The organism is Streptomyces sp. OR43 (assembly GCF_008042275.1).
Classification (GTDB): Bacteria; Actinomycetota; Actinomycetes; order Streptomycetales; family Streptomycetaceae; genus Streptomyces.
On record NZ_RDBK01000033.1, the window covers coordinates 18,844 to 34,612 of the forward strand.

The window sequence follows — 15,769 nt, forward strand, 5'->3', positions numbered from 1 at the left end:
CACCTTCTGTACGGGGAGTGGCTGCGGCGTGAGGGCCGCCGTGGCGACGCCCGTGTCCAGTTGCGGACAGCACACGCCTCCTTCGCCCGGTTCGGTGCACACGCGTTCGCCGAGCGCGCCGCCGACGAACTGCGGGCCGCGGGCGAGACCGTGGCCCGCCGCAGCGGTGCCCCCGTGGCCACGCTCACCACGCAGGAGAGCCAAATCGCGCGTCTCGCCAAGGAAGGGCTCACCAACTCCGAGATCGGCGCCCAGTTGTTCCTGAGTCCTCACACCGTGGAATGGCATCTACGCAAGGTTTACGCCAAGTTGGGCGTCGCATCCCGGCAACTCCTGCACACGGTGCTGTGAGCGGCGTCGGCGCGCGTCCGACTACCCGCAGGCGGGGGTCCCGCCGCCGGCTGATCCGACGGCACGGGTCAGCGGCTCAGGAGCCCTGCCGTGGTACCGCCGGGAATACTCCCGCCGACCTGTCACACACGTGTGGGCCGCCCGGTCTCTGTGGCAAAGGGATCAGCCGGACCACGGCCGCACCCCGGCCGAGAGGAAGCCCCATGACCACGCGCATCGTGACCATCGCCGAAGGCAGACGGCTCACCCGCTCTGTCGGAATCGGCACTCATCGCCTGACGGCCGACGAGCCGGACCCCATCGGCGCCGACGAGGGCCCCACGCCGGGAGAGCTCCTGCTCGCGGCACTGGGCTCCTGCACCTCCATGGCCGTACGTGCACTGGCAGACCGGCACGAGTGGCCACTGGAGCGTGTCGACGTGGCCGTGCGGTTCGGGGAGCGAGGCCACATCATCAAGAACGTCGGGCTCACCGGGGACCTGGAGGCCGCTCAGCGAGAGCAGTTGTTGGCAGCAGCCGGGCGCTGTCCCGTGCACCGCCTGTTGACACGAGAGGTGGAGATCGACACCGTAGCCGCCCTGCTGGCTGAACCGGGGGTTCCCGCCGCCTGAACCTCCGTCCGCCCGCCGGAGGGTCAGGGCGCGGTCTCCACCGATTCCAAAGGGATCGAGCCGATCTGCTTACGGGAGGAGATCCCCAGTTTCACGAAGACCTTGCGYAGATGCCAGTCGACCGTGTGCGGGCTGAGGAACAGCCGGGCGCCGATCTCCGGGTTGGTGAAGCCTTTCTGAGCGAGGCGGGCGATCTCGACCTCCTTCGCGGTGAGAACCGCCGGCACCGCCGTGGCACGCCCACTGAGCTTGACGCCGACGGCCTGCAACTCCCGCCGGGCACGGTCCGCGAATGCCTCGGCCCCGGCTCCGTCGAGCATCTCGTGGGCTTCGCCCAGCCGGATACGAGCCTCCGCCCGCCGCCTCTGCAGTCGCAGCCACTCGCCGTGGCGGAGCCGTGCCCGGGCGCTGTCCATCCGGACACCGGCCGCGTCGAGCCGCTCGACCGCCTCCCGGTGCAGGGCGTCGGCGGCCTCCCCCTCACTCACCAGAGCACGGCCGGCAGCGGACACGCCGAGTGCCCATGGCGTACCACTGGCCTGCGCCATCTCCTCGATCGTCCGCACGGCCCCGGCCGCACGCGCGGTATGCCCCAGCCGCACGGCCGCCTCCACGAACTCCACTCGGGATTGCAGGGACAGTCCGAGTTCCTGCGGATTCTCGCATCCTCTCTCGGCCGCCGAGTAAGCCTCCTCGTACCGGCCCAGGCCGTTGTAGAGAACGGCTGCCGCCCACTGGGTAGCCGTCGCCACCTTTCCCTCACCGCGCAGAGATCGGTCCTGTGTGAGGGTCTCGATCGCTTGCCGGGTCGCCGATTCCCTGCCTCGGAACGGCTCCACGACGAGGGCACCGTAGTGCGCGAAGAAGCTGCTGCCGGTGGCTTCGCCGATCGCGCTCGCCTCCACGCACAGGGAGGCCGCGTCACGGAGGTCTCCGGCGAACACCCGGTTCGACAGCCGCAGCAGAAGGGCCGAAGGCAGGACGGAGAGCGCGCCGTTGCCCCGGGCGAGATCGACCAACCGCGCCGAAAGTTCCGACCACGCGGCGAAGTCCCAGGTGCTGTGTGCCATGCGGCAGGCGAACGGAAGCCAGCCCAGGCCGTCCTCGCGTGCGGGTTCCTCCTTTCGGAACGCCGTCACGGCATCCAGGAGGATCGGCGTACCGACGGCGTAGCCCTCGGTGACCAAGCGGGCAAAACCCGTCAGCAGGCGGATCTCGCGGCTCGTGGTGTCGGCTCGGTCAGGTGTGCTCAGCATCGCCTCCGCGACGTCGCGGACCCCACCGGTGGCCAGTCGGCCCGCCGTCAGGGCCGCGTAGATCGCGTCCCTGTACGTCTGGTCGGCAAGTGCCGGGTCGAACGGCTGGAGCCGCTGGGCCGCTTCCAGCAGGAGCGGCAGTCCGGCGCTGGCGCTCTTGGCCGCGGACATGATCTGCCCTCGCAACAAGGTCGCACGTCCGGCTCCGACCTCGTCCAGAGGACTCAGCTCCGCCGCGTCGACCAGGCCCCGCGCGGTGTCGAAGGCGCCCGCCAGGTACTTCGCCCGCGCCGCGGCCAGGGCCCGCTCTCCGCGCCGCACGGGATCAGGTGTCAGCTGCGTGGCGCGGTCCAGGAAGGCCGCCGCCGCCGCGACACCACCTCGCGCGTGCGCTCGGCCGGCGGATCCCACCAGTTCGGCGGCGACGGACTCGTCCGGGCCCGCCGTGGCACTCGCAAGGTGCCAGACACGGCGTTCGGGGAGGAGCGCCGCGTCGATCGACTCGGCCAGCGCCCCGTGGACACGCCGGCGTTCTTCGAACCCGACCGCGCGGAAGGCCGCGGAGCGGACCAGGGGGTGCCGGAAGCGGACCCAGGCGCCGAGGCTCATGAGACCTGACGCCTCGGCCTGGGTGGCCGCGGCCTCCACGTCGATACCGAGGTACGTGGCGGCGTCCCGCAGCAGGGACACATCCCCGGACGGCTCGGTGGCGGCGATGAGGAGCAACTGCTGTGTCTGCGGCGGAAGGGACTGGATACGGGCGACGAAGCCCGCCTCGATCCGGCTGGACAGGGGCCGCGTCTCGGGTATCCCGTAGCCTCCGGCCATTTCGAGGAGGGTCAGGCCTCGCGGCAGCTCGACCAGGGCCAACGGATTGCCGTGCGTCTCGGCGACGATGCGGTCCCGTACCCGCTGGTTGAGCGGACCCGTGACAACCGAGTCGAGGAGCCTGCGGGAGTCACGCTCGTTCAGTCCGCGCACAGCGAGTTCGGGCAGATCGGCGAACAATTCACGGGAGCCGGACTCCCGGACGGCGAGCACGAGCAGGACGGACTCGGCGAGCAGCCGTCGGGCGACGAACTCCAGGGTCTGGGCCGAGACACGGTCCAGCCACTGGACATCGTCCACCAGGCACACCAGCGGTTTGTCGCCGACGGCGGCAGAGAGCAGACTCAAGGTGGCCAGACCGACCAGGAACCGGTCGGGAGCGTCACCGACCCGCATTCCGAAGGCCGTGCTGAGTGCGTTCCGCTGCGGCTCCGGAAGACCTTCGAGGTGGGACAGCAGAGGGGCGCAGAGCTGGTGCAGCCCCGCGTAGGACAGTTCCATCTCGGACTGCACGCCGGCCGCCCTGAGGACGTGGCACCCGGTGGCCTGTTCGAGCAGGTGATGAAGCAGTTCGGTCTTTCCGATGCCCGCTTCGCCGCGCACCACCACCGCACTGCTTCGGCCGGCCCTGGCCTGCGCGAGGAGGTCATCGAGGACCTTGCACTCTTCCCGCCGACCGATGAGTTCGGTTCTTGCTCCGTGCCTCACCATGGCAGCCTCCCGGCCGTCACGATACCCCGGCGTTTCACCTTCCGTAGAACCTGTCTCGATCCAGCGGTTCGCGCTCCGCGAGGAGCCGCCCTGGACCTCTTCAGCCCGTCCCCGCCTGCTCGCGCCCGCCGCCGTCCGCCTCCCCTGATCATGGTGTGACCTCGGCGGCAGCCGGTCAGGAAGGGCGACGATCGCGGCGGCGCGGCGGAACGGCGAGCTGCGCCATCCGCGAACCGGCCGGGACGCCGATGGCCGGAAGGAATCGCTCCGGACCGATGAGGCGGCCCGGTGATGTCTGCTGTCGATCAGGTGGCCGACGACGCGCTTCGAGGGATCAGGGTGGCCGATGCCACGACGTGCTCCGTGGATCAGGTCATCGACGCCACGACGACCGCTGCCCACACGAAGGCCACCACGCTGATCACGGCCATGGCGAGCAGCGTTCCCCGCACCCAGTACCCGAACCGGCGGTGGTGCGCCGCCTCGGCCGCGCCGACACTGTCGGCGATGTGATCGGTCACCATGCGGGCCACGTACCTCTGTTCCTCCAGGTACCACTCCTCCAGGTCGCGCTTCTGTCGGTGGGTCAGCCCGGCAGTCCTGGCGGTGAAGGCGGCCACACGTCGGCGAGCCGCGCCCAGGTGCGCCTCGCGGTACAGGTAGGCCTGTATGTCGGCCAGCCCACGAGCAGCATGCTTAGTCGTGTCCATGATGTACTCCCTGTGTCTCGACGACGGTGCGGAGGCGGGACCGGCTCGGCGGCCGGTGGACCGGTGGGTCGCCGCCGGCCTCCCGGGGCGACGGCGTCCCACCGACCGCTCAGCCGGTCGCCTGCGCCGCGGCGTTGATCAGGCGGGCGACCTCGCCCGGACGGGAGACGGCGACCGCGTGGGAAGCGGCGACGTTCACCACGGTGGCGTTGGCACGCTCGGCCATGTACGTCTGCACACGTGCCGGAATGTTGCGGTCCTCGGAGGCCACGAGGACCCAGGACGGGATGTCCTTCCACGCGGGGGCCGATGCGTCCTCTGCCAGCGCGGCGTCGACGACGGGGCGCTGGGTGGCCGCCATGACGGCCGCGGCCCCCTCCGGGACGTCGGCGGCGAACTGCTGGTGGAACCGAGCCTTCTCAATGTAGAGATCGACTGCCTCGCTCCCGTCGGGGAGCGTGATCGGCACTGGCCGCAGGTTCTCTCCGAGGGTGCTGCCCGGGAACTTCTCGGACAGTGCGACAGCGCTCTCTCCTTCGTCCGGCAGGAAGGCCGCGACGAACACCAGGGCCTTGACGTTGTCCAGCCCCTTGGCGGCATTGCTGATGACCGAGCCGCCGTAGGAGTGCCCGACGAGGACCACGGGCCCGTCGACGGACGCCAGGAGCTGCCTGACGTAGGCGCTGTCCTCGGTCAGTCCGCGCAGGGGGTTGGCGGCGGCCACCACGGGATAGTCGTGCGACTGGAGTTTCTCGACAACGCCGTTCCAGCTGGACGAGTCCGCGAACGCGCCGTGCACAAGGACAATGGTGGGTTTCTGTGCGCTCATGAGTGGGCCTTTCATTCGACCGGCGGACCGGACGCGCCAAAGGGCGTCCACGGGGCCGGAATTCTCGCGGAATTACCGCGCGGAACAGATTCAGTCGGTGCCGAGGGCCTTGCGCAGCACATGGATCGCCTGCTCGATCGCCGCAGTGGACGCCTGAGTTCCGCGGACCGGGTTCAGCATCATGAAGTCGTGCAGGCTGGCGTTGTAGCGGACGGTCGTGGTCGGCACACCGGCCTGGATCAGCTTCCGGGCGTACGCCTCGCCCTCGTCGCGCAGAACGTCGTTCTCGTCCACCGCGATGAACGCCGGCGGCAGTCCCCGGAGTTCGCCCATGGTCGCACGCAGCGGCGATGCCGTGATCTCCTTCCGCTCCTCCGGGTCGGTGGTGTAGGCGTTCCAGAACCACTCCATGGCCTTCGCCGTCAGGTGGGGTCCGTGGGCGAAGACGCGGTAGCTCTCCGTGTCCTGCCCGGCGTCGGTGACGGGGTAGTACAGCGACTGGTGCAGGAAGGTCACATCGCCGCGCCGCTTGGCCAGGTGGGTGAGGGCGGCAGTCATGTTGCCGCCGACGGAGTCTCCGGCGACAGCCATTCGGGAACCGATCAGTCCTTCCTCGGCGCCCTTTGCGGTGACCCACCGGGCGACGGCGTAGGCCTGTTCGATGGCGACGGGGTACTTTGCCTCGGGGGCACGGTCGTACTCGACGAAGACCACGGCCGCCGACGCGCCCACGGCCAGCTCGCGCACGAGGCGGTCGTGCGTGCCGGCGTTCCCGAGGATCCAGCCGCCGCCGTGCACGTAGAGGATGACGGGCAGCGCGCCCGTGTGGCCGACAGGCTTGACGATGCGCACGCGCACCTCGCCGGCATCGGCGGCCACGGTGATCCACTTCTCGTCCACCTCGGGCTTCTCGATCGGCCCGGACTGGACGTCGTCGAGCAGTTTGCGTGCTCCCTCGACACCGAGTTCGTAAAGCAGCGGCGGTTTGGCGGTCGCGTCGGCGAATTCCTGCGCGGCGGGCTCGAGAATGATGTCGCTCACGGCTTGCTCCTTGAGGCGGTGGCTTTTGCCAGGCTTTTCACCTCATGAGACCGTGCGGGCGGGCGATGTGTGACGCACCCGTGGGGCAGAGTTCTTCGCCCGCTCGTCGGCCAATGCGTTTCCCGAGTAATTCCCGTCACCGCCGCCCGCCCGCGCAAGCGACGCAGTCCCGCACCCGTCGGGCGGCGGAGGGACCGCCTCAGTCGGAGGCCGGCCCGGCCGGATCCACGGGCCTGGGCAGCAGCGAGCCGTCGACGTACAGGTCGACGTGTTCGTTGTAGAACGCGGCCAGTCCCGCGATGCGGTTGGCCTGGACGGTCGGGAAGTCATACATCCAGACAATGTCCTCGTGGGAAGCGTTGTCGCTGTCGAACGACCAGTAGCCGCTCGTCGTGCCCTTGTAGGGGCAACGGGTCGACGTGCCCGAAGGCCGCAACCGGGTCCAGTCGATGGCAGTGCGGTCGAGGTAGTAGCGGGTCGGCAGGCCGGTCTCGAACAGCTTCACGCACTCGGAGGCCTCAGCCAGCACGACGCCGTCCACCTCGACTCGGACACTGCTGCGGGAACGCAGGGCGTCCACGCGCGAGTACGGGCTTCGGGGATGGACGAAGACCGGCTCGTCCTCCTCGAACCAGGCGTCCAGCGCCTCCCATGCGAAACGCACGGTGTCGTGCAAGGCCCCGGGAGCGCCCTCCCCCCAGACCCACGCCGCTCCCGCTCGCACCTCGGAACCGACCTGCAGGGTGTGCCGGTGCGCGGGCCCGGCACCGAGTTGTTCGGTGTGCTTGTCATCGTGGAGAACTCCGTCCACCAAGTCCTCGACCGGGATGCTGAATTGCGGGTACGCCTGCCACTCCCACACGTACAGTGCGCGGCGGGTGTCGAAGGCGACACGGCCTCCGATCATCCCCCGGACACGTCGGGGCACGGGCTCGACGTGCCCGGTCGGGACGATGAGACTCGGGTACAGGACACTTTCGGTAGCCATGCTGATCACCTTGTGTTCGCTGATGTTGCGCTCGCCGCGCCCGGGGCCCGGATGGGCGGCGCCGACTCGGGCCGACGGCCTGGTCCAGTTGCCCGATGCTATCGCCCGCTCCTGGTGTCAACGCCCGGAGCGGGCCAACGTACACACGTTTCAGTCACACCGTGTGCCCCGGAGGTCGTGTGATGTGAAAGGGCGGGGCCGTGGGACGAGCGCGGACGAGCACCCCTGTCACAAAACGCGAGCGCCGTCGGTCAGGGGGAGCGTAAGTGTTCAGACCTGAGGAGATTCATCATGGACGCGCGTATCAACTACTTCGGCAACGCTCTTGCCGGCAAGGTCATGAAGCACCTGAACTCCGCCGGAGCGGCGGTCCAGGGGGCTCTTCCGATCACCACTCAGGAACTGGTGAAGATCCGTGCCAGCCAGATCAACGGCTGCGGTTTCTGCACCGACATGCACACCAAGGACGCCTCCGCGGCGGGTGAGAACCAGCAGCGGCTGAACCTCGTGGCCGTGTGGCGCGAGGCCACGGTCTTCACCGACGCCGAGCGCGCGGCACTCGAGCTGACCGAGCAGGGTACGCGCGTGGCGGACGCGGCCGGCGGCGTGTCGGACGAAGCATGGGCACAGGCAGCGAAGCACTACGACGAGGACCAGCTCGCCGCCCTGATCTCGCTGATCGCCGTCATCAACGCCTACAACCGCATCAACGTCATCAACCGGCAGCCCGCGGGCGGTTACAAGCCCGGGATGTTCGGCTGAGTCAGCCGATCCGGCCCAGCCGGCCACATGCTGTCCGTCGCCCGCTCGCCCCGACCTCCGACCGGGCGACGGACAGAACCCGCCCCAGCCGGACACCGTCGTCCGCCGACCGACTCCGCTCCCCCGGCAGGCCCGGCCCTCCCTGGAGCGATGTTCTTCCGAGGACTCGCATGTCAGACCACCACGCGTTCGCCTCGCTGCGACGGGCCTGGGCCGGCAGTGGGCAGAGCTTCGCCCGCGCGGTGTGCCCCGCGCGGGCGGCACCCGTGGCCGTCTTCGGCCACCTCGCGAAGCAACCGGAGTCCGGTGGTGCGACGGACAGTCCAGAAGGCCTCACGGGACACCTTCCGGCGGAGTACCCGAAGGAGTTCGCGGCGGCCGTCCGGAACGTCCGCGACCCGCTGCAGGAGTACGCCGCTCGCGAGCGCGGCGCCGAACGAGGGCAGGACCCGGCATGAAACGCTCCCCCGCTCCCGAGGGCACTGCCGCTCTTCGCGTCGCCGACGCCCGTGGACGATGGACCCTGCTGGCGACCGCGCTGGGGTCCGGTGTCGTACTGCTCGGCTCGACCGTCACCAACGTCGCGCTGCCGCGCATCGGCGAGGACTTCGACGCCGATCTCGCCGTGCTGCAGTGGACGGTGAACGCCTACATGCTGACTCTGGCGGGCCTCATCCTGCTGGGCGGGTCCCTGGGCGACCGCTTCGGAAGGCGCCGCGTCTTCGTCCTGGGTGCCGTGTGGTTCGCGGTCGCCTCCGTCCTCTGCGGCCTGGCCCCCGATACCACCACGCTGATCGCCGCCCGGGCACTGCAGGGCGTCGGCGGCGCGCTGCTCACGCCCGGTTCACTGGCGATCATCGAGGCCTCCTTCCACCCGGACGACCGCCCGCGTGCGATCGGTCTGTGGTCCGGCTTCGGCGGCATAGGCGCCGCACTCGGGCCGTTCCTCGGCGGGTGGCTGGTGGACGGCCCCGGCTGGCGCTGGACCTTCCTGCTGAGCGTCGTCCCCGCCCTGCTGTGCGTCCCCGTCGCGCTGCGCCATGTTCCGGAGTCGGTGGGCGCACCCCGCAAGAAACCGGCCGGCGCGGGTGCCCGCAGGCGGATCGGTTTCGACATCCCCGGAGCCGTCCTGGGCGCATCGGCTCTCGCCCTGGTCACGTACGCGCTGACCGAGGCCCCGGACGGCGGAACGGTGGCCGTGGCGGCGGCAGTCGGCGGTGTCGTGGCGGGGGCCGCGTTCATTCAGGTGGAACGCCACAGTGCCGACCCCATGATGCCGCCGACGATCTTCTCCTCCCGGCCGTTCGCCGCCGTCAACGTGATCACCCTGTGCGTCTACGCCGGCACGGGCGGGTTCTTCTTCCTAACTGCCCTGCAACTGCAGATCGTCGTCGGGTACTCGGCCCTGGGCGCCGGTGCGGCGATGTTGCCGAACACCGTGCTGATGCTGCTGTTCTCGTCCCACGCCGGGACTCTCACCCAGCGACTGGGACCACGGGCTCCGCTCACCGCCGGCCCGCTGGTATGCGCGGCCGGAATGCTGCTGATGCTGCGGGTCGGTCCGGACGCCTCCTACTTCCACGACGTCCTCCCGGCCCTGCTGGTGATGGGCGCCGGTATGGTCATCATGGTCGCTCCTCTGACCGTGACGCTGCTGGCCTCGGTGAACGCCTCGAACGCCGGCCTGGCCAGCGGCATCAACAACGCCGCGGCCCGGGCGGCCGGGCTGGTGTCCGTCGCGGCGCTTCCGCTGCTGGCCGGCATGGGGCCGGAGGCCTACCGGTCGGGCGCGGCCTTCGACGCGTCCTTCAGCCGGGCCATGCCGCTGTGCGCGGGCCTGCTCGCCATCGGCGCGTCGGTCGCCTTCCTCACCCTGCGGCGGACCGCCGCCGCAGGGTCTCGTCCGCACCGCGGGCGGACCCACGGACGGACCCACGGCTGGCTGATGGAGCCGCCGCTGGTGTCCCGCTTCACCCGTCGCCAAGCCATCGAATGACATCCGGCCGACGCTCTCCGCAGTCCCGACGGCGGAGGCCACGGTCTCATTGTGCGGAGGACCGCCTGCCGGCGGTCCGGTCCGGCGCTCCACGGAGTCCCGGCCGCAGGAAAGGAAGCAGACATGTCGTACCCGTACCCGGAGAAGAAGTACTGGGGTGAGGACGGCGAGGTCAGCGCCGTCTTCCGGCCGGCCACCACACCGCCGGACCTCGGTGAGAGCGGTGGCGGCAAGGACGCCACGCATTATCTGGCCACCACGAGCACCACACGGGGTGAGTTCGGCCTGTACCGGGTGGAGATGCGTCCACGGGCGGGCGGGCCCAAGACCCACTTCCACCGAAGGATCTCGGAGTCGTTCTTCATTCTGGACGGCACCGTGCGCGTCTTCGACGGCGTGCAATGGGTCGATGCCCGCAAGGGGGACTTCCTGCACGTTCCCCAAGGCGGGCTGCACGCCTTCCGCAACGACTCCGACGCCCCCGCCGACATGCTGCTGCTCTTCACCCCCGGCGCCCCGCGCGAGGAGTACTTCGAGCAGGTCTCCCGGCTGGGGAACGCCTCCGAGGAGGAGCGCGCCGCGTTCTTCGACAAGCACGACTCGTACTTCGTGGAGTAGCGAGCATTCCTCACAAAGGGCGGGGCCCCGTACCCATGACCTCCCGGCTGCGGCCGGTGTCACGGGTACGGGGCCCCGCCTCGTGCGTTCGTCCCCGGGAGGGTCAGGCCGTGGGCCGGGGTGCGCGCAGGTGCGCGCGCTCCTTCAGCTCCTCCGGGTCGACCAGTTCGAGCATGGGCTTGCCGGGCGCGCACATCATGGTGACGACGAACTCCGTCTTCTCGTCACTGCGCGCGTTGCCGTCCTGGTAGTGGATGGCGTCGCCTCCCGGCTCCCAGAAGGTACCGCCGGCTTCGACCACGCGTTCGGGCTCGCCCTCCAGCTCGAAGCGGACGGCCCCCTTGATGACGTAGCCGAACGCCGGGCCGGAGTGGCGGTGCGGCGGGGTGCCGGGGTCGCCGGGCTCCCACTCGACGTGGATGGTCATCGCCGAGGCGCCTTCGGGCACGACGACCGGCGAGGCGTCCTGGAGCATCTTCGCCGCGCGGGTCCAGCTGGGCCCGTCCTCACCGCCGGTTCCGTGACCGTGATGGGCGTGGTGGGTGTGCTGTGCGTTCTCCGACATCGAGTCGCGCCTTCCATGGTGGTGCCGTGTCCGGGCGGCACGTCGTCCGCCGTCACGGAGTCATCTCCGGTCCCGAGGACCGCTCCCTCTCCTGACCGCGTACCGGTCGGGTCTGTGACACGCGCGACCATCGGCCCGTACGACCTCGGCCGCACTGTGTCACACGAAGCGTGTGAGACCTGTCTAGGTGAGATGAGCACGGTGGTATGTCGGTATCCGCCACCTGCTCGGGACACCCGGAGTCACCGGCCCCCGACCGAGGAGATCCAGATGAGAGTCGTCGTTGCAGGTGCCACCGGCCTGATCGGTTCCAGAACCGTCGTGCGGTTGCGGGACCACGGGGTGGAGGTCGTGCCGGTTTCGCGTGGGGAGGGAGTCGACATCAGCGGCGGAGACGCCCTTCAACGGGCGCTGCGTACAGCCGATGTGGTGGTGGATGTCACCGAAGCGCCATCCCGGGAAGAGGCGATCAGCACCCAGTTCTTCACCACCGCGACGGGCAACCTCGTACGGGCCGTCGCCGCGGCGCGCGTGGAGCATTACGTGGCACTGTCGGTGGTGGGCGCCGGCCGGGTCAACTCGGGCTACTTTCGGGCCAAGGCGGCCCAGGAGGCGCTCGCCCGGCACACCACCGTGCCGTACACCGTGGTGCGCGCCACACCGTTCTACGAGTCGGTGGAGGCCGCGGCGGTGTCGGGCACCCGGCCCGACGGTGTGCATGTGCCACCGCTGCTGCTGCAACCCGTATCGGCGGACGACGTCGCCACCAGGCTCGCCCATGTCACACTGGGCGTACCGGAGTTCGGTGTGATCGAGGCGGCCGGCCCCGAGGAACTGCGGCTGGAGGACGTCACTGCCGAGTTGCTGGGTGTCCTGGGCCGGCCCGGACCGGTCATCGCCGACGCGCGGACCCCGTTCTTCGGTGCGGTGCTCGCGGAGCGCGCCCTGCTTCCCGGCCCTGGCGCCCATCTGGGCCACCAGACGTTCACCCAGTGGCTCAAGAGCCGTTGAGCCCGCCGGCCGGCGATACCTCGTCGCCCCGGTTTCCCTGCCAGACCGGTCGTCCCGCGACATCCGCCATGACCACGGCCGGTGCCGCCGAACCCCGACGCGTGACAAGAAGGCTGCTATGAGTGACCCCTCCCTGACCTCCGATACACCTGTGTCCAGCGAACTCGATCAACTGCCCGACCGTGACCGCGGCGAGACCGCCGAGTGGCAGGCGTCCCTGGACGCCGTCGTGCGCAACGCGGGGCCGGAACGGGCGGTGTACCTGATGCGGCGGGTACACGAGTTCGCGGCCAGGACGGGGACGTCCCTGCCGGGACTGCTGTACTCGGACTACATCAACACCGTCCCGGCCGCCGCGCAGCCGGAGTTCGACGGTGACCTGGAGATGGAGACCAGAATCACCGCGCTCAACCGGTGGAACGCCGCGGTGATGGTCACCCGTGCTTCCCGGCTGGGACTGGGCGGTCACATCTCCACCTACGCCTCGGCGGCCTGGCTCTACGAGATCGGGTTCAACCACTTCTTCCGGGGCAAGGACGACGACGGATCCGGCGACCAGCTCTTCCTCCAGGGACACGCCTCCCCGGGCATCTACGCGCGGCTGTTCCTGGAGGGACGGCTGAGCGAACGGCAACTCGACGGGTTCCGCCGGGAGGCCGGCGGTCAGGGGCTGCCGTCGTATCCGCATCCCCGGAGGCTGCCGTGGTTGTGGGAGTTCCCCACGGTCTCCATGGGGCTGGGGCCCCTCGCGGCCATCTACCAGGCTCGCTTCAACCGCTATCTGCGGGCCCGCGGCATCAAGGACACCTCGGCCTCACGGGTGTGGGCGTTCCTGGGCGACGGGGAGACGGACGAGCCGGAGTCGACGGCCGCTCTGACGCTGGCCTCGCGTGAGGGCCTGGACAACCTCACCTTCGTCATCAACTGCAATCTCCAGCGCCTGGACGGGCCGGTCCGGTCCAACTCGAAGATCGTCCAGGAGCTGGAGGCACGGTTCCGCGGCGCGGGCTGGAACGTCGTCAAGACCTTGTGGGGCGAGGCCTGGGACCCGTTGCTCGGGCAGGACGCGGACGGCGACCTGGTGCGGCGCCTGGGTGAGGTACCGGACGCACAGATGCAGACGCTCGCCGCGCGGGACGCCGCATACATCCGCAAGAACTTCTTCACCGGTGACGCCCTGTCCGCCCTCGCGGCCTCCCTGAGCGACGCGCGAGTGGTCGAGCTGTTCGAGAATTCGCGCGGCGGGCACGAGCCGCTGAAGGTGTACTCGGCCTACCGGGCCGCCGTGACGCACCGGGGTGCGCCGACGGTGGTCCTCGCCCAGACGGTCAAGGGCCACACGCTGGGCTCGGCCTTCGAGTCACGCAACGCCAACCACCAGATGAAGAAGCTCACAACGCAGCAGTTCCGGGCGATGCGCGACCTGTTGGAGTTGCCCGTTCCCGACAGTGCGCTCGGCGGTGAGGAGGTCCCGTACTGGCACCCGGGGGAAGACTCGCCGGAGGTCAGATACCTGCGCGAGCGCCGGGCGGCGCTGGGCGGACCCGCTCCGGTGCGGCGGGTCACGGCCGGGCCACTGCCGGCACCGTCCGCCAGACCCTTCGAGGAACTGGAGAAGGGATCGGGCCACCAGGAGGTCGCGACGACGATGGCGCTGGTCCGGCTGGTCAGGGACCTGATGCGCGAACCGCGGAGCGGGGCACGATGGGTGCCGATCATCCCCGACGAGGCCCGTACGTTCGGCATGGAGTCGATGTTCCCCACCGCCGGCATCTATTCGCCGCAGGGCCAGACCTACGATCCGGTCGACGCGGACCAACTGCTCCACTACAGGGAGAGCACGACGGGGCAGTTGCTCATCGAGGGCATCACAGAGGCCGGGTCCGTCGCCGAGTTCGCCGCCGCCGCGACGTCGTACGCCACCCACGGCGAACCCATGATCCCGTTCTACATCTTCTACTCCATGTTCGGTTTCCAGCGGACGGGCGACCAGTTCTGGGCGCTCGGTGACCAGATGGGCCGCGGGTTCGTGGTCGGCGGCACCGCCGGGCGCACGACGATGACCGGTGAGGGCCTGCAGCACGGCGACGGGCACTCGCACCTGCTGGCCTCCACCAACCCGGCGGCGGTCAGTTATGACCCGGCCTTCGCCTTCGAGATCGCGGTGATCGTCCGGGACGGACTGCGCCGGATGTACGGCGAGCAGCCGGAGAACGTCTTCTACTACCTGACTGTGTACAACGAGCCCCGGCATCAGCCCGCCATGCCGTCGGTTCCGGGTATCGAGGAAGGCATCGTCAGGGGCATATACCGTTTCCGGTCCGCCGCACCCACCGCGACCGGACTCCGGCTCCAGCTCCTGGCTTCCGGCACGGCCATCCACTGGGCCCTGCGCGCTCAGGAGTTGCTCGCCTCCGAGTGGCAGGTGGACGCCGACGTGTGGTCGGTGACCTCCTGGACGGAGCTGCGCCGGGACGCCATGCGTGCCGACGACGCCCGTACGAGGGGCGAAGAGCGCGTCCCCTTCGTCACTCGCGCGCTGGCCGGGGCGCCTGGGCCGGTGCTGGCCGTCAGCGACTGGATGCGGCAGGTACCCGACCAGATCAGCCAGTGGGTTCCGCAGGACTACTACTCGCTGGGCACCGACGGTTTCGGCCTGTCCGACACCCGTGACGACGTGCGGCGCTACTTCCGGGTGGACGCCGAGTCGATCGTGGTGACCGCCCTGGACCGGCTGGCGCGGGCGGACCGGATTCCGCCCGCGACGGTGGCACAGGCCCGCACCCGCTACGGCCTCGACCGGTGAGCGGCTGCGGAAGGCGACCGACAATGCCTGGGTCTTCCGACGCAGGCCGTGGACGACAGGTCCGGCGGGCCATCGCTCCCCGCCGGACCGTGAGGAGTTGAACGACAACATGACCGTTTCCGTGCCGCTGCCGGCCCTCGGCGAGTCCGTCACCGAGGCCACCGTGACCCGCTGGCTGAAGCAGGTCGGTGAACGTGTGGAGGCCGACGAGCCGCTGCTGGAGGTCTCCACCGACAAGGTCGACACCGAGATCCCCTCGCCCTCGGGCGGCGTTCTGCTCAAGATTCTCGTCGCCGAGGACGAGACGGCGGAGGTCGGCGCAGCACTCGGCGTCATCGGCGCGCCGGAGACGGCTCCGGCGGCCTCGCCCCCGGCCGGTGGTGCGCAGGCCGGCCCGGCATCGGTCCCCGCCGGGTCCGCGCCATCCGCACCGGACACGCCCGTCGTGGCACCTGTCCCGTCCGCTCCGCCGGCTTCCCCCGAACCGCCCGTGCACGCCCGCACCGGCCCCGGCCGCGCAAGGAGCGACTCATGCGCCGCGAACCGCGGATCATTCCGATAGGCCCCGGTCATCTCGCCCGCACCGTGGCGATGCACCGGCGCTGCTCGCCACAGACCCTGTGGAGCCGTTACCACCGGGCGATGGCTGACCCGCGCACCTATCTGCCCGCTCTGCTCTCCCGACC

The 15,769-nt window shown here is 70.1% G+C and carries 15 protein-coding genes; 9 read left to right on the plus strand and 6 right to left on the minus strand.

From position 1 onward, the window contains the following. Both EAO72_RS16335 and EAO72_RS16340 read left to right on the plus strand, forming a co-directional pair. On the plus strand, window positions 1–351 hold a 351-nt coding region (locus tag EAO72_RS16335), incomplete at its 5' end, for a LuxR C-terminal-related transcriptional regulator (protein ID WP_148018132.1). A 203-nt stretch (window positions 352–554) separates the two neighbouring features. Then, window positions 555–962: an OsmC family protein gene (locus EAO72_RS16340; protein ID WP_148018068.1), complete on the plus strand. Its 408-nt coding sequence runs from the start codon at window positions 555–557 to the stop codon at window positions 960–962. Between the two features lie 23 nt (window positions 963–985). Here the strand turns inward: EAO72_RS16340 and EAO72_RS16345 are convergent, their stop codons facing one another. The 5 genes from EAO72_RS16345 to EAO72_RS16365 all read right to left on the minus strand — a co-directional run bounded on the left by EAO72_RS16345 (window position 986) and on the right by EAO72_RS16365 (window position 7,325). Then, window positions 986–3,757, minus strand: a complete 2,772-nt coding sequence (locus EAO72_RS16345) for a helix-turn-helix transcriptional regulator (protein WP_148018069.1) — start codon at window positions 3,755–3,757, stop codon at window positions 986–988. Window positions 3,758–4,125: 368 nt separating this feature from the next. Further along, the gene (locus EAO72_RS16350; protein WP_148018070.1) at window positions 4,126–4,467 is read right to left on the minus strand and encodes a hypothetical protein; all 342 of its coding nucleotides are present in this window, start codon (window positions 4,465–4,467) and stop codon (window positions 4,126–4,128) included. A 109-nt stretch (window positions 4,468–4,576) separates the two neighbouring features. Beyond that, complete coding sequence (locus tag EAO72_RS16355; RefSeq protein WP_148018071.1) at window positions 4,577–5,296, minus strand: alpha/beta fold hydrolase; 720 nt, start codon at window positions 5,294–5,296, stop codon at window positions 4,577–4,579. A 90-nt stretch (window positions 5,297–5,386) separates the two neighbouring features. After that, entirely contained in the window at window positions 5,387–6,337 is a 951-nt protein-coding gene (locus EAO72_RS16360; protein ID WP_148018072.1) for an alpha/beta hydrolase, read from the minus strand. Window positions 6,338–6,536: 199 nt separating this feature from the next. Next, entirely contained in the window at window positions 6,537–7,325 is a 789-nt protein-coding gene (locus tag EAO72_RS16365) for a DUF427 domain-containing protein (protein WP_148018073.1), read from the minus strand. A 291-nt stretch (window positions 7,326–7,616) separates the two neighbouring features. Here EAO72_RS16365 and EAO72_RS16370 point away from each other — a divergent pair, with 291 nt between their 5' ends. The 4 genes from EAO72_RS16370 (at window position 7,617) to EAO72_RS16385 (ending at window position 10,701) form a co-directional block, all read left to right on the plus strand. Continuing rightward, on the plus strand, window positions 7,617–8,087 hold the full coding sequence (locus tag EAO72_RS16370; RefSeq protein ID WP_148018074.1) for a carboxymuconolactone decarboxylase family protein: 471 nt from the start codon (window positions 7,617–7,619) through the stop codon (window positions 8,085–8,087). Window positions 8,088–8,257: 170 nt separating this feature from the next. Continuing rightward, on the plus strand, window positions 8,258–8,545 hold the full coding sequence (locus tag EAO72_RS16375; protein ID WP_148018075.1) for a hypothetical protein: 288 nt from the start codon (window positions 8,258–8,260) through the stop codon (window positions 8,543–8,545). Further along, the gene (locus EAO72_RS16380) at window positions 8,542–10,083 is read left to right on the plus strand and encodes an MFS transporter (RefSeq protein ID WP_148018076.1); all 1,542 of its coding nucleotides are present in this window, start codon (window positions 8,542–8,544) and stop codon (window positions 10,081–10,083) included. The genes EAO72_RS16375 and EAO72_RS16380 overlap by 4 nt, the downstream gene beginning before the upstream one ends. A gap of 123 nt (window positions 10,084–10,206) precedes the next feature. Beyond that, the gene (locus EAO72_RS16385) at window positions 10,207–10,701 is read left to right on the plus strand and encodes a cupin domain-containing protein (protein WP_148018077.1); all 495 of its coding nucleotides are present in this window, start codon (window positions 10,207–10,209) and stop codon (window positions 10,699–10,701) included. Between the two features lie 103 nt (window positions 10,702–10,804). Here the strand turns inward: EAO72_RS16385 and EAO72_RS16390 are convergent, their stop codons facing one another. Further along, the gene (locus tag EAO72_RS16390) at window positions 10,805–11,266 is read right to left on the minus strand and encodes a cupin domain-containing protein (protein ID WP_148018078.1); all 462 of its coding nucleotides are present in this window, start codon (window positions 11,264–11,266) and stop codon (window positions 10,805–10,807) included. Window positions 11,267–11,536: 270 nt separating this feature from the next. Between EAO72_RS16390 and EAO72_RS16395 the strand changes: the two genes are divergently transcribed. The 3 genes from EAO72_RS16395 to EAO72_RS43090 all read left to right on the plus strand — a co-directional run bounded on the left by EAO72_RS16395 (window position 11,537) and on the right by EAO72_RS43090 (window position 15,645). Next, on the plus strand, window positions 11,537–12,277 hold the full coding sequence (locus tag EAO72_RS16395) for an SDR family oxidoreductase (RefSeq protein ID WP_148018079.1): 741 nt from the start codon (window positions 11,537–11,539) through the stop codon (window positions 12,275–12,277). A gap of 118 nt (window positions 12,278–12,395) precedes the next feature. Further along, window positions 12,396–15,083 carry a pyruvate dehydrogenase (acetyl-transferring), homodimeric type gene (gene aceE / locus EAO72_RS16400; protein ID WP_148018080.1) on the plus strand — a complete coding sequence of 896 codons (2,688 nt, stop codon included), beginning with the start codon at window positions 12,396–12,398 and terminating at the stop codon, window positions 15,081–15,083. A gap of 109 nt (window positions 15,084–15,192) precedes the next feature. Then, complete coding sequence (locus tag EAO72_RS43090; protein WP_410090365.1) at window positions 15,193–15,645, plus strand: biotin/lipoyl-containing protein; 453 nt, start codon at window positions 15,193–15,195, stop codon at window positions 15,643–15,645. Window positions 15,646–15,769: the final 124 nt, after the last annotated feature.